14 protein-coding genes are annotated in these 13,276 nt (G+C 72.7%); 9 read left to right on the forward strand and 5 right to left on the reverse strand.

Going from position 1 to position 13,276, the window contains the following annotated elements; translation table 11 throughout:
• Window positions 1–72 precede the first annotated feature (72 nt).
• Entirely contained in the window at window positions 73–333 is a 261-nt protein-coding gene (locus ACFWUQ_RS10945) for a glutaredoxin domain-containing protein (protein WP_384535854.1), read from the reverse strand.
• A 180-nt stretch (window positions 334–513) separates the two neighbouring features.
• On the opposite strand from ACFWUQ_RS10945, the gene ACFWUQ_RS10950 reads away from it, so the two are divergent.
• From ACFWUQ_RS10950 to ACFWUQ_RS10970, 5 genes are all read left to right on the forward strand, one after another.
• The gene (locus ACFWUQ_RS10950; protein WP_384535857.1) at window positions 514–2,679 is read left to right on the forward strand and encodes an ATP-dependent DNA helicase UvrD2; all 2,166 of its coding nucleotides are present in this window, start codon (window positions 514–516) and stop codon (window positions 2,677–2,679) included.
• Between the two features lie 167 nt (window positions 2,680–2,846).
• On the forward strand, window positions 2,847–3,173 hold the full coding sequence (locus ACFWUQ_RS10955) for a hypothetical protein (RefSeq protein WP_384535860.1): 327 nt from the start codon (window positions 2,847–2,849) through the stop codon (window positions 3,171–3,173).
• 183 nt (window positions 3,174–3,356) lie between these two features.
• On the forward strand, window positions 3,357–3,725 hold the full coding sequence (locus ACFWUQ_RS10960) for a WhiB family transcriptional regulator (RefSeq protein WP_384535862.1): 369 nt from the start codon (window positions 3,357–3,359) through the stop codon (window positions 3,723–3,725).
• Window positions 3,722–4,051, forward strand: coding sequence for a hypothetical protein (locus ACFWUQ_RS10965; RefSeq protein ID WP_384535865.1), 330 nt, complete (start codon window positions 3,722–3,724; stop codon window positions 4,049–4,051). The genes ACFWUQ_RS10960 and ACFWUQ_RS10965 overlap by 4 nt, the downstream gene beginning before the upstream one ends.
• 111 nt (window positions 4,052–4,162) lie before the next feature.
• Complete coding sequence (locus ACFWUQ_RS10970) at window positions 4,163–4,372, forward strand: hypothetical protein (protein WP_384535868.1); 210 nt, start codon at window positions 4,163–4,165, stop codon at window positions 4,370–4,372.
• Window positions 4,373–4,409: 37 nt separating this feature from the next.
• On the opposite strand, the gene ACFWUQ_RS10975 is transcribed toward ACFWUQ_RS10970, so the two are convergent.
• Together ACFWUQ_RS10975 and ACFWUQ_RS10980 are read right to left on the reverse strand one after the other, a co-directional pair.
• Window positions 4,410–5,738: an ABC1 kinase family protein gene (locus ACFWUQ_RS10975; RefSeq protein ID WP_384535871.1), complete on the reverse strand. Its 1,329-nt coding sequence runs from the start codon at window positions 5,736–5,738 to the stop codon at window positions 4,410–4,412.
• Window positions 5,739–5,813: 75 nt separating this feature from the next.
• The gene (locus tag ACFWUQ_RS10980; RefSeq protein WP_384535874.1) at window positions 5,814–6,950 is read right to left on the reverse strand and encodes a ThiF family adenylyltransferase; all 1,137 of its coding nucleotides are present in this window, start codon (window positions 6,948–6,950) and stop codon (window positions 5,814–5,816) included.
• Window positions 6,951–7,118: 168 nt separating this feature from the next.
• Here ACFWUQ_RS10980 and ACFWUQ_RS10985 point away from each other — a divergent pair, with 168 nt between their 5' ends.
• From ACFWUQ_RS10985 to ACFWUQ_RS11000, 4 genes are all read left to right on the forward strand, one after another.
• Complete coding sequence (locus ACFWUQ_RS10985; RefSeq protein WP_384536018.1) at window positions 7,119–7,715, forward strand: M48 family metallopeptidase; 597 nt, start codon at window positions 7,119–7,121, stop codon at window positions 7,713–7,715.
• A gap of 153 nt (window positions 7,716–7,868) precedes the next feature.
• Entirely contained in the window at window positions 7,869–9,518 is a 1,650-nt protein-coding gene (locus tag ACFWUQ_RS10990) for a TerD family protein (RefSeq protein ID WP_384535876.1), read from the forward strand.
• A 20-nt stretch (window positions 9,519–9,538) separates the two neighbouring features.
• Complete coding sequence (locus ACFWUQ_RS10995; protein WP_384536020.1) at window positions 9,539–10,219, forward strand: AIM24 family protein; 681 nt, start codon at window positions 9,539–9,541, stop codon at window positions 10,217–10,219.
• A 19-nt stretch (window positions 10,220–10,238) separates the two neighbouring features.
• Window positions 10,239–10,994, forward strand: a complete 756-nt coding sequence (locus tag ACFWUQ_RS11000; protein ID WP_384535879.1) for an AIM24 family protein — start codon at window positions 10,239–10,241, stop codon at window positions 10,992–10,994.
• Between the two features lie 100 nt (window positions 10,995–11,094).
• On the opposite strand, the gene ACFWUQ_RS11005 is transcribed toward ACFWUQ_RS11000, so the two are convergent.
• Together ACFWUQ_RS11005 and ACFWUQ_RS11010 are read right to left on the reverse strand one after the other, a co-directional pair.
• On the reverse strand, window positions 11,095–11,640 hold the full coding sequence (locus ACFWUQ_RS11005) for an NUDIX hydrolase (protein ID WP_384535882.1): 546 nt from the start codon (window positions 11,638–11,640) through the stop codon (window positions 11,095–11,097).
• Window positions 11,637–13,109, reverse strand: a complete 1,473-nt coding sequence (locus tag ACFWUQ_RS11010; protein ID WP_384535884.1) for a zinc-dependent metalloprotease — start codon at window positions 13,107–13,109, stop codon at window positions 11,637–11,639. The genes ACFWUQ_RS11005 and ACFWUQ_RS11010 overlap by 4 nt, the downstream gene beginning before the upstream one ends.
• Window positions 13,110–13,276: the final 167 nt, after the last annotated feature.

The raw sequence follows: 13,276 nt of genomic DNA on the forward strand, positions 1-13,276 counted from the left end.
GGGCCCCCGCGCGTCGCGGGGGCCCCGCCCTCGTCGTGCCGCTCCGCGCGGCGCGGGGCCGCGCGCGCCGGGTCAGGCGGTGAGAGCCTGCTTGACCTGGGCCAGGCTCGGGTTCGTCATGACCGACTCGCTGCCCGCCGCGGAGACCACCAGGACGGTGGGAACGGTCTGGTTGCCGCCGTTGGCCTTCTCGACGAAGGCCGCCGAAGCGGGGTCGAGCTCGATGTTGATCTCGTTGTACGCGATGCCTTCCCGGTCCATCTGGGACTTCAGCCGGCGGCAGTAGCCGCACCAGGTCGTGCTGTACATCGTGATGGAGCCCGTGTCCTGCATGCTGCGTCTCCTCTGTGGGGTCGGGTCGCGTCGGTCCGAGTACTCGAACGTACGGGATCGCTCCGACATTCCCGCCCCTTCCCGGCCGTTCCCGCCACCGCGGTGTGACAAGTACGACGGACCCCTGCGGGCTGTGGACGACTTTCCCGTCCGGCCCACGGGACCTGGCAGCATGGCGGGGTGACAGCAGCAACGCACTCCTCATCCTTCCCCGCCGACGCGGACTCGGCCGACGCGGTGCTCCTGGGCCTGGACCCGGAGCAGCGCGAGGTCGCGACCACCCTGCGCGGACCGGTGTGTGTGCTGGCGGGTGCTGGTACGGGCAAGACCCGCGCGATCACCCACCGCATCGCCTACGGGGTCCGGTCCGGCCAGCTCATGCCGGCCAGCGTGCTCGCCGTCACCTTCACCAACCGCGCGGCCGGCGAGATGCGCGGCCGCCTGCGCAGCCTCGGCGCGGGCGGGGTCCAGGCCCGGACCTTCCACTCCGCCGCCCTGCGCCAGCTCCAGTACTTCTGGCCGAAAGCCGTCGGCGGGGAGGTGCCCCGGCTGCTGGAGCGCAAGATCCAGTTCGTCGCCGAGGCGGGCGCGCGCTGCCGTATCCGGCTCGACCGCAACGAGCTGCGCGATGTCACCGGCGAGATCGAGTGGGCCAAGGTCACCCAGACCGTGCCCGCCGACTACCCGGCGGCCGTCCTGAAATCCGGCCGAGAGGCGCCCCGGGACCCGGCGGAGATCGCCCAGATCTACGGCACGTACGAGCAGCTCAAGCGCGACCGCGGCATGATCGACTTCGAGGACGTGCTGCTCCTCACCGTCGGCATCCTCCAGGACCGCCACGACATCGCCGAGCAGATCCGCACGCAGTACCAGCACTTCGTGGTGGACGAGTACCAGGACGTCAGCCCCCTGCAGCAGCGGCTGCTCGACCTCTGGCTCGGCGAACGCGACAGCCTCTGCGTCGTCGGCGACGCCAGCCAGACGATCTACTCCTTCACCGGCGCCACCCCGGACCACCTGCTGAACTTCCGCACCCGCTACCCGCAGGCCACGCTGGTCAAGCTGGTCCGGGACTACCGCTCCACCCCCCAGGTGGTGCACCTGGCCAACGGACTGCTCGACCAGGCCAAGGGGCGCGCCGCCGAGCACCGGCTGGAGCTGGTCTCCCAGCGCGAGCCGGGCCCCGACCCGGTGTACGCCGAGTACCCGGACGAGCCCGCCGAGGCCGAGGGCGTCGCCCACCGGATCCGGGACCTGATCGCCGCCGGGGTGCCGGCCGGCGAGATCGCCGTGCTGTACCGCATCAACGCCCAGTCCGAGGTCTACGAGCAGGCCCTCGCCGACGCCGCGGTCCCGTACCAGCTCCGCGGCGCCGAGCGGTTCTTCGAGCGCCAGGAGGTCCAGAAGGCCGTCCTCGCCCTGCGCGGAGCCGCCCGCTCGGGTGGCAACGACCCGCTGCTCGACGACGTCGTCGAGCTCGGTGCGCAGGTCCGCGCCGTCCTCAGCTCCACCGGCTGGACCAGCGAGCCCCCGGCCGGCTCCGGCGCCGTGCGCGACCAGTGGGAATCGGTGGCGGCGCTGGTACGCCTCGCCGAGGACTTCGCCCGCACGCGCCCCGGCGCCACCCTGGCCGACCTCACCGTCGAGTTGGAGGAGCGCAAGGCGGCCCAGCACGCCCCGACGGTCCAGGGAGTCACCCTCGCCTCGCTGCACGCGGCGAAGGGCCTGGAGTGGGACGCCGTGTTCCTCGTGGGCCTCACCGACGGCATGGTGCCGATCACGTACGCGAAGACCGACGAGCAGGTCGAGGAGGAGCGCCGGCTGCTCTACGTCGGGGTCACCCGGGCGAGACTGCACCTGACCCTCTCCTGGGGGCTCTCCCGCGCTCCGGGCGGCCGGGCCTCCCGGCGCCCCAGCCGCTTCCTGAACGGCCTGCGACCGGGCTCCGCGGCCCCGGGCCCCGCGGCGGGCGCCGGGGGCGAGCGGGGGGCCCGCAAGCGCGGCCGGCGCGGTCCGGCGCTGTGCCGGGTCTGCGGCAGGACGCTGACCGACGCCGGCGAGCTGAAGCTGCTGCGCTGCGAGGACTGCCCGTCCGACATGGACGAAGGGCTCTACGAGCGGCTGCGGGACTGGCGCGCGGCCCAGTCGAAGGAGCAGGGCCTGCCCGCCTACTGCGTCTTCACCGACAAGACGCTGATGGCGATCGCGGAGGCCGCGCCGGGCGAGGAGGGAGAGCTCTCGATGATCTCCGGGGTGGGCGGCCGCAAGGTGGACCGGTACGGAGCCGACGTCCTCGCCATCTGCGCAGGTCGCGAGCCCGGGACCGGGGATCCTGACGACGCGTAGAAACTCGTCGGAAAAATAGTTTGCACATGCCCAGCGAATCCCCATAGGTTCTTAGCAACGGAAACGGTGGCTTCTCCGAAGCCCTCGATCCGTGCTGTACTTATCCGAATACGCATGGGACAGGCCCCCGGGCCGGGTCCCCGAGACGCCGAGAGGAGGCGAGACCAGTGATCAGCTCCACGACCTTCACCAAAATGACCGATCGCTCGGTCGCCGCTTCCTGCCTGCTCGGCTCCTCCTCGCTCCTCCCGCTCACGGGTACCGGTCTGTCCGCGATTTGCGCTGACAGCCCTGCCCTGCTGGCCACGCTGCCCGTGCGTGAGCGGAACGAGCGACCGACCCAGGCACCGGTGGCAGTGCTGGAAGCCCAGGCGCACGACGCCTATGGCTTCGCGCCCGCAGCCGGTGCCGGATCCCAGAAGCAGACGAAGAAGCACCAGCACCACCTGATGTGGGCCTTCCGCGGGCTCGAACCCTGGAGTGATCCAGCCTGATCGCATGATCAGGCCGGCGCCTTCAGGGCCGCGGAACCCCACCCGGGATCCGCGGCCCTTCTGTTTGTCCCCGACCGGGGGACGACGGAGCGAAGGGGCCTCGGGACTGGCAGGACCAGGTACCAGCCGGAACCGGCCGACCGGCCGGAACGACTAGTCGAACAAGACGAGGAAGAAAACACCGTGCAACTCGAAGCGCACGCCCCGTCCGTACCGCAGACCCAAACGATCTCCCCGCCCGCAGTTCCGGAGGACCGCACCTTGACCCCGCTCACCGCGCTCACCGCGCTCGACGACGCCATCGAGAACCTCGGCGTACCCGTCCCCTGCCGCACCTTCGACCCGGAGGTCTTCTTCGCCGAGTCCCCGGCGGACGTCGAGTACGCCAAGTCGCTCTGCCGCACCTGCCCGCTGGTCGAGGCCTGCCTCGCCGGAGCGACCGAGCGCCGGGAGCCCTGGGGCGTCTGGGGTGGCGAGCTCTTCGTCCAGGGTGTGGTCGTCGCCCGCAAGCGTCCGCGTGGGCGTCCGCGCAAGAACCCGGTCGCGGTATGAACGCCATCGGAACCATCGACCGCCCCCTCACGCACGACCCCCTGAAGCAGGCCCTCATGACCACCAACGCCACGAGCGAGCAGCCCCACGGCTCCGCCACCGCAGACTCCATCACCGCCGACGCGATCACCTCGCGTCAGAACAGGACCCGCGAAATGCAACTCATCCCAGAAGCCCTGGCCCGTGCCCATATGGAAGACCGCATGCGTGAGGCCGACGCCGAGCGTCACGCCCTGCGCCTGGTCGCCGCCCGCCGCATGCAGCGGCGAGCCGAGCGCGTCTCGCTGCGCGCCCGGCGCGCACTGGCCATGGCCGTCATGCAGTAGGCAGCCCACGGCTGCGGCAGTTACACCGTCCCGGGGGGACCGGTCCGAACGGACCGGTCCCCCCGGTGCGTTGCGGACGGTACGGAGCCCCGGCGGGGATATCGTCCTGAGGTGGACCAGCCGACTCCTCCCCACCCCGCCGAACCGGGACCCGAGGCCCAGCCCGTCGTCTGCGCGCGCTGCGGTGCCCTGTCCCCGGCCGGCGCCCCGGTCACCTGGACCTGCTCCGTGGAGAACGGCAGCAGGCAGTACTTCTGCCACGACTGCGCCCGGGCCAACATCCGGGCCATCGAGGGCAGGCTCGACTCCTCCTGGTGGTGACCGCGGGACCCCGTGCCCGCACGTCCGGCCCCCCGGGTCACTGCGCGGCGGGGAACCCCGGCAGCCACGACTCCAGTTCGTCCCGCAGCCGTACCGTCGCACCCAGCTGGCAGAGCACCCCGATCGTGCTCAGGGTCACCCGGTGGATCAGCAGGTACGAGGGCGGCAGATTGATCTGCCGACCCAACTGGTGCGCGGGGGAGCGGGGATCGGCGATCCTCGCGGCCTGCCCGCGCAGCCATGTCCGGGTGAAGGTGAACTCCTCCGCCTCGGCGGGCTCGATGATCGGTTTCAGGTAGTCCAGCACCGCCTGGGGGTCCAGTTCGATGGACTCCTTCACGAAGCCCTCGGCGCGCAGGTGGCCGTAGACCCCCTCCGCGTCACCGTCCAGCGTCATCCGCAGCGACCGGCCGATGGGCTTCGGCCAGCCTCCGGGCAGCCGGTCGACCGTCCCGAAGTCCAGGACGCCCAACTGCGCGCGCCCGTCCGGCCCCGAGATCAGCCGGAAGTTGCCCGGATGCGGATCGGCGTGCAGCAGGCCGGTGCGCGCCGGCCCCGAGAAGAGGAACCGGGCCAGCAACTGCCCGGCGCGGTCGCGTTCCTCCTGGGTGCCGTCGGCTATCACCTCCGACAGCGGGGTCCCCTCCATCCACTCGGTGACGAGCACGTCGTCGCCCTGGTGGACCACGTCGGGAACGACCACGTCCGGGTCGCCCTCGAAGGCGTCCGCGTGCGTCCGCTGCGCCTCGGCCTCCAGCTCGTAGTCGAGCTCCTCCGAGACCCGGTCGCGCAACTCCTTGATCAGGGGCTTGATGTCCATGCCGGGTATCAGCGGGCCCAGCAGCCCCGCGAACCGGCCCAGTTGCTTGAGGTCCGACAGCAACGCCTCGCCCGCGCCCGGGTACTGCACCTTGACCGCCACCTGCCGGCCGTCGTGCCAGACCGCCCGGTGCACCTGCCCGATCGAGGCAGCCGCCGCGGGCTTGTCCTCGAACTCCTCGAACAGGTCCCGCCAGTCCTCGCCCAACCGGTCCGACAGCACCTGGTGCACCGTCGCGGCGGGCAGCGGCGGAGCCGCCTCCTGGAGCTTGGTCAGCGCCGCCCGGTAGGGCCCCGCGACCTCCTCGGGAAGCGCCGACTCGAAGACGGACAGGGCCTGCCCGAACTTCATGGCACCGCCCTTCAGCTCCCCGAGCGTGCGGAACAGCTGCTCGGCGGTGCGCTGCTGGAGCTCGCGCGCGACGATCTCGGCCGACTTGCCGCCGATCCGCTTGCCCAGCCCCCAGGTCGCCCTGCCCGCGATGCCGAGCGGCAGCGCGGCCAGCTTGACGGTACGGGTGACCGCCTTGCGCGGAAGATCAGACATACGCGCCCCTCCATGTCCCAGACAGCTGCGCCGCGAGCGGCGGTGCGGGAATTGCCCCTGGCCACCAGCATCCTGTCATGGCCCCTGCGGCCGGTCAGCTCCCGATCCGCCTCCCGTACGCGCGGGCACCGCCGGGCGGCCCGCACCGCACGGGCAGTCCCCGTGCGCCGGGACCTCGGTGCGCTCCCAGTGCAGGGACGGCAGCGCGGCCTCCCAGCGCGCGGCGGTGGAAGCGGGCAGCTCCCCGTCGAGGAAGGACAGCGCGTGGGCGGCGGCCAGTCCGGCGACCGCCGCGGCCAGGCCCAGATCGCAGGCGGCGGTGGCGCGTCGGCGATGGGCCGAGCGCCACTGCACGAGCATCCTCGGCCAGGCTGGATCCCGGTCCACCCGGTCGCGCTCCATGCACCCCGCGCACGCCGTGGCCCCCGGCAGCACCAGCGGGCCCACCAGCCCGGTGCCCTCCAGCACCCCCGCGTAGAGGTGCGGGATCCCGGTCGTGACCCAGCCCGCCGCGGTGTCCGGGTCCGGGGCCCAGGCGTGCAGTCCGTCCCTGGGCGCGACCACCACCAGCGCCAGCCCCGGCTCCGGTCCGCCCTCCTCCCCGGGCCGGGGGGCCCGTCCCGGAGCGGCCTCGCGCACCATCCTTCCCGCCGCCTCCGCCCGCATCCGGCCCACGGCATCGGGGCCCAGCCCGCCCGGCGCCACATCCGCCGCCTCGACCCGGCCCCCGTCGAGGACCTCGACGCGGCCCACGCCGGCTCCCGCCAGGACCGCAGCGACCGCGGCCCCCACCCGGCCGGCCCCGCGCACCCGGACCCGTATCGCCCGGCGCGCGGCGACCCCGCGCAAGTCCCCGCCCGGGTCCCGGTGGACCAGCGACAGCGAGCCCAGGTCGGGACCCAGCCGCTCCAGCACCTCGGGCCGCGCGCGCACGGCCTGGGCCCGGGGCCCGCCCGCGGTGGCGTCGTCGAGCAGGCCCGCGCCCGCCAGCCGCCGCACCACCTCGTCGGCACGGCCGTCCGGCAGCCCCATGCCGGCGGCCTCGGCCCGCAGCAGGTCCATCCCCCGCGTCCCGTCGATCCGGTCGATGAGCGAACCGGTCGCGGTGTCCACCGGGCCGAGCACCACCGCGTGGGCAGGCGTCACCCCGAACTGCACCGTCTGCAGATCCCGCCAGGCCCGTGCCAGCGCCGGCTTCACTTTCGGATACATCGCGGCCCCCTCTTCTCCGTGTGCGCGGGCTCTCGCCGCCCGCCCTCCCGTTCTTCCGCCACAGTGCCCGCCATCCGCGATGCCCGCGGGAATTTGTCCACAGGCAAGGGGTATTAGCCATATGAGATGAAGAGAAGTGGTGTTCCTGTCACCGCCGGCGAATCGATCATGTCCGAGGGCCGGAGGGGCGGGACTTCGCACACGGCGACCGGGTACCGTCGTGGCGTGTCCGCCGACTCCCCGCAGCGCGCCGTCGAAGTACGCCGGAGCGCGCGCCGCCGCAGGACCGTATCCGCCTACCGCGAGGGTGACCGTACGGTCGTCCTCATCCCTGCCCGGATGTCCGAGGCCGAGGAGCGGCGCTGGGTGGGCGTCATGCTCGACAAGCTGGCCGCGCAGGAGAGCCGGCGAACCCTCGGGGACGCGGAGCTCACCGAGCGCGCCGCGCGCCTGTCCGAGCAGTACTTCAGCTCCCGCGCCCGCCCCCGCACCGTGCGCTGGGTCACCAACCAGAACACCCGCTGGGGCTCCTGCACCCCGGCCGAGGGCAGCATCCGGCTGTCCCACCGCCTCCAGGGCATGCCCGAGTACGTAGTGGACTACGTGCTCCTCCACGAGCTGGCGCACCTGCTGGTGCCCGGTCACGGGCCCCGCTTCTGGGCGCTGCTGGAGGCGTACCCGCGCACCGAGCGGGCCCGCGGCTACCTGGAGGGCGTGGTCGCCGCCGAGCGCCTCCCCACGGTCCCCGCGTCCTCGGACGAATAGGGCGAACCGCTGTGAACGGGCCTCAATCGGCCGTCGATCTGTCGCTCCGCTGCGAATATGTACCGGGTCGGTACCGACTTGGCCGGATGTCGGCAGTTGCCGTTAGCCTGAGCCGCACGTATTCACAGTCGGGATGGGGGACGGTCGTTACGTATGGCCAGGGAATTCCAGCGCGGCCACAAGGCCAAGATCAGTGATCTGACGGCGGGCACCGATCTGTACGTAGGCGTCCAGATCGCCGGGCCCGGACTCTCCTTCGACATCAGCTGCTTCGGACTCGACGCGAACGAGCAGCTGTCGGACGACCGCTACTTCGTCTTCTTCAACCAGCCGAAGTCGCCCGAGGAGTCCATCCAGCAGCTCGGCGCGCAGGCCGGGGACACGGAATCCTTCCGGGTGACCCTCGACCGCGTTCCGGCGTCCATCCACAAGCTGTCCTTCACCGCCACCATCGACGGCGCCGGGCAGATGTCGCAGATCGGACCCGGCTACATCCGGATCGTCGCGGGTGGCGAGGAGGTCGTCCGGTACGCGTTCACCGGCGCCGAATTCACCACCGAGCGGGCCGTGATGCTCGGCGACTTCTACCTCAAGGACGTGTGGCGCTTCGCCGCCGTCGGCCAGGGCTTCGACGGCGGACTCGACGCGCTGCTGCGCAACTTCGGCGGCGAGGTCGCCGAGGAGGCGCAACCGGAGCCCCAGGTCCCGGCCCAGGCCGCCGCCTCGCCGGGATTCGGCGCGCCGCAGGCAGCCGCCCCGGCCCCGTCCTTCGGCGCCCCGGCCCAGGCCGCGCCCGCCCCGGCCCCCGCACCGTCCTTCGGCGCGCCCCCGCAGGCCGCGCCCCCGCACGCCCCCGCCCCGCAGCCGCAGGCGTACCAGCAGCCCGCCGCCCACACCGCGCCCACCATGGCCGCGCCGCTCGCCCCGCCGGCCCCCGCGCCGTACGGCCAGCCGCCGCAGCAGCAGCCCTCGTACGGGGGCCAGGCCCCCGGCGGCCAGTACCCCGGCCAGGTGCCCCCGCCCGCCCCGGCCCCCGCGCCCTACGGGCAGCAGCCGGGCTACGGGCAGCAGCAGCCGGGCTACGGCCAGGTCCCGGGACAGCCTCCCGGCCAGCAGCCGGGCTACGCCCCCCAGGCCGCCGGAGCCGGCCTCGCGGCCGCTCTCCAGCCGTACAAGGAAGCCCCGACGGGTGCCCGCTGGACCCCGCAGAACCAGCAGCTCATGCGGGTCGACCTGGCCATGGGCGGCCAGGCGGTCCTCGCCCGCCAGGGCAGCATGGTGCTGTACCAGGGCAAGGTCGACTTCAGCTACAAGGGAGCCGGCTTCGCCGGCCGCGTCGTCGGCAACGCCACCGGCCAGGAGATGCAGCTCATGCGCTGCTCCGGCCGCGGCCAGGTGTTCCTCGCCGAGACCGGCGCCCACCTGCACGCCATCGAGCTCCAGGGCGACGGCATCTGCGTCTCCGCCGAGAACGTGCTCGCCTTCGACGAGACCCTCCAGCACGAGGTGCGCCGGATCGAGGGGCACGGCATCCCCGGGGGCGCCCTGTTCACCATGCTCTTCCAGGGCACCGGCACGGTGATCGTCAAGACGCACGGCGTGCCCGTCGTCCTGCCCGTCACCCCGACCACGTTCGCGGACAGCAACGCCGTCGTCGCGTGGTCGGCCGCCTCGCAAGTGATCATTTCCAGCCAGGTCCGGCTGCGGCGCAACGCCTACCCCGGTCACAGCGGGGAGACCGTGAACCTCCAGTTCCGCGGCGCTCCCGGCAACTTCATCGTCGTCCAGCCGTACGAGGTCTGAGGGAGCCCGACATGAACGCAATGAACCAGCAGCTCGCGGGCTACGCCCCGACCCCCGTCACGGCCCGCATGGAGAACCACGGCCGGGCCATGCTCAAGGTCGCCATGCAGAGCGGCCAGGACCTCTTCGCCCGCACCGGCTCGATGGTCGCCTACGAGGGCTTCGTCCAGTACGAGCCCAACCCGCCCGCCGTGCGCCAGATGGCCTCCCAGTGGCTGACCGGCGAGGGCGCCCCGCTGATGAAGGCCACGGGCGACGGCCTGCTCTACCTCGCCGACTACGGCGCGGACGTGGTCGTGATCAACCTCAACAACGACGCCCTGTCCGTCAACGGCACCAACCTGCTCGCCTTCGACGCCCACCTCCAGTGGGGCGTGGAGCGGGTCAAGGGCATGGCGAAGTTCGCCGGCCAGGGCCTGTTCAACGTGCAGATCTCCGGCACGGGCTGGGTCGCGATCACTTCCCGCGGCACCCCCATCGTCGTCGACTGCGGCCGCGGCGACGACGAGACGTACGTGGACCCGGACGCGCTCGTCGCCTGGTCCCCGAACCTCAAGGTCAAGGGGAAGCGCAGCTTCAAGGCCTCGTCGATGATCGGCAGGGGCAGCGGGGAGGCCTACCAGATGGCCTTCTCCGGCCAGGGCATCGTCGTCGTACAGCCCAGCGAGGACAGCACCGACCGGCTCCGGGCCCGGGGCTGAGGGGGAGCGGACACACATCATGCAGAGCTCACTTTTCGGCTACGCGGAAGCGCAGTCCCAGGACCGGTACACCGTCCAGAACCCCCAGCTCCTGAGGGTGGCGCTGAACGGCTCCGACGACATCCTCGCCCGCAAGGGCGCGATGGTCGCCTACCAGGGCATCGTCGACTTCGACGGCGAGTACCAGAGCAGTAACCAGCGGGGGGCCCGCAGCCGCACCGGCGAGGGCCTGGACCTGATGCGCTGCTCCGGGCAGGGCACGGTCTACCTGGCCAATCTCGCCCAGTACGTCCACGTCGTCGACGTGGACCAGGAGGGCCTCACGGTCGACAGCAGCTACGTGCTCGCCCTGGACTCCACCCTGCACACCGAGGTCATCGCGGTGGACAGCCAGTACGGGATCTCCGGGTCCGGCAAGTACCAGCTCAACATCACCGGCCGCGGCAAGGTCGCGCTGATGACCTCGGGGCAGCCGCTGATGATGCAGGTCACCCCGGACAAGTACGTGAACGCCGACGCCGACGCGATCGTCGCCTGGTCCACCTCCCTGCGCGTGCAGATGCAGGCCCAGACCCACTCCACCGGGGTGTGGCGCCGTCGCGGCAACACCGGCGAGGGCTGGGAGCTGAGCTTCCTCGGTACCGGCTTCGCGCTGGTGCAGCCCAGCGAGGCGCTGCCGCCGCAGAACGCCCAGCTCGGACAGGGCGCCGCGGCGCAGTTCGGGATGGGCCAGCACGGCGCGCACGCGCAGAACCAGAACAACGCCTGGAACTAGCGCTCAGCGTGGACGCGGGGGCGGTCCCGGGGGGGACCCCCCCCGCGTCGTACTCGGCTCCGGCCCGACGCCCCGGTGAGCGCCGGGCCGGGGCCGTCGCTCACGCGCCGAGCCGGGCCCGGGTCGCCTCCAGCAGCCGCACGACCGAGGTGTCGGCCACCCCGGCCACCTCCTCGTACCGGAACCAGCGCAGGTCCAGGGACTCCTCGCTGATCTCCGCCACCGCGCCGGCCGGGGCCAGCGCCGCGTACTGCACGTCCAGGTGCCAGTGGCACGGCGCCGGGATCGGGTGCCGGTCCAGCCGCACCGGGCCGCCGGGCAGCAGGGTCAGACCGGACGCGATGCCCGACTCCTCGCCGGCCTCGCGCAGCGCCGCCGCGGCCAGCGTGGCGTCGCCGGGCTCGCAGTGGCCGCCCATCTGCAGCCACATGCCCAGCTTCTTGTGCAGGGTCAGCAGGACGCGCTCCGCCGCCGGGTCGACCACCAGCGCGCTGCCGGTGACGTGCCCGGCCGTGCAGGGCTTGTAGACCCCGTCCGGATGGGCCGCCAGGTGCTCCAGGTACAGGTCGCGCAGCGCCCTCTGGTCCGCCTCACCGTCACCCTCGTACGCCTTCAGTACGAGGACGGCGTCTTCGAGCAGGCTCACTTCTTCTCGTCGCCGTCGGGGCCGTCGGCGCTGTCGGTGCCGTCCGTACCGCCCGCGGAGCCGTCCGTGCCGCCGGCGCCGCCCTCGGCGCGGCCGCGGGCGGCCTCGCCGAGCATCTTGTCGATCTCGGAGAAGTCCAGCTGCTCGCGGTGCACGAAACCGTCGGGGTCGTCCAGGTCGGACGCCGTCGGCAGCATGTCGGGGTGCTCCCACAGCCCGTCGCGGCCGTCCACGCCCCGCGCGTCCGTCAGCGAGGCCCACAGCCGCGACGCGTCGCGCAGCCGGCGCGGGCGCAGCTCCAGGCCGATCAGGGTGGCGAACGTCTGCTCGGCGGGACCGCCCGACGCACGCCGCCGGCGCATGGTCTCGCGCATGGCGTCCGCCGAGGTCAGACGGGGCTTGGCCGCCTCGTGCACCACGGCGTCCACCCAGCCCTCGACCAGCGCCAGCGCCGTCTCCAGCCGGGCCAGGGCCGCCTTCTGCTCGGGGGTGTCCTGCGGCTGGAACATGCCGCCCTGGAGCGCCTCCTGCAGCTGCTCCGGGTTGGACGGGTCGAGCTGGCCGACCACGTCCTCCAGCTTCGAGGTGTCGACCTTGATCCCGCGCGCGTACCCCTCGACCGCGCCGAACAGGTGCGACCGCAGCCACGGCACATGCGCGAAGAGCCGGGCGTGCGCGGCCTCGCGCAGCGCCAGGTACAGCCGGACCTCGTCCGAGGGAACGCCCAGGTCCTTGCCGAAGCTCGCGATGTTCAGCGGCAGCAGCGCCGCCTTGCCGGCGGGGCCCAGCGGCAGCCCGATGTCGGTCGAGCCCACGACCTCGCCCGCGAGCACGCCCACGGCCTGGCCGATCTGCTGGCCGAACATGGCGCCGCCCATGGAGCGCATCATCCCGAGCAGCGGGCCGGCCATGGCCTGCATCTCCTCCGGGACGACGCCGCCCATGGCCGCCCCGACGCGCTCGGCGACCGGGTCCACGAGCTCCTTCCACACCGGGAGGGTCGCCTCGACCCACTCGGCGCGGCTCCACGCCACGGCCGTGCCCGCGCCCGAGGGGAGCGAGGTCACGCCGTCCAGCCACAGGTCGGCCAACCGCAGGGCCTCCTGGACCGCGGACTTCTCCGCGACGCCGACGCTCGCGTCCTTGACGCCGTCCGAGGTGCCCTGGGCGACGGTCTGGCGGGCGATGTCCTTGGCCATGTCCCAGTTCACGGGACCGCCCTCGTAGCTCAGCATCTGGCCGAGCTGCTGGAAGGCCGCGCCGAGGTCGTTCGGGTTCATTGAGCCGAACATCGCGGCGAACGGGTTGTCCGCGCCGCCCTGGCCGCCGGCGCCGCCCGGGAGGCCCATGCCGGGGAACCCGAACGGATTCGGGCCGTCCTGGCCACCGGCGCCGCCCTTCTTCCTGCCCTCGTCGCCGTCCTCCGGCTCCTCCGGCGGAAGGCCGAATCCGAATGGGGTGTCGCTCACGGGTTTCCTCGGCTCGTAGGGCCGCCGGCGGGAGCCGACGGGCAATGGTCCGACAACACCACCCAGCGTAGACACCCGGCCCGGTCACGGGCTCGGTGCTCCGCCGACTCCTGGGCTGCGGCAGGATGGACATCACCTGGTAGGTACGCGTCACGGCGCGTCCCTAC

It is taken from the genome of Streptomyces sp. NPDC058662 (genome assembly GCF_042716255.1).
Taxonomy (GTDB): domain Bacteria; phylum Actinomycetota; class Actinomycetes; order Streptomycetales; family Streptomycetaceae; genus Streptomyces.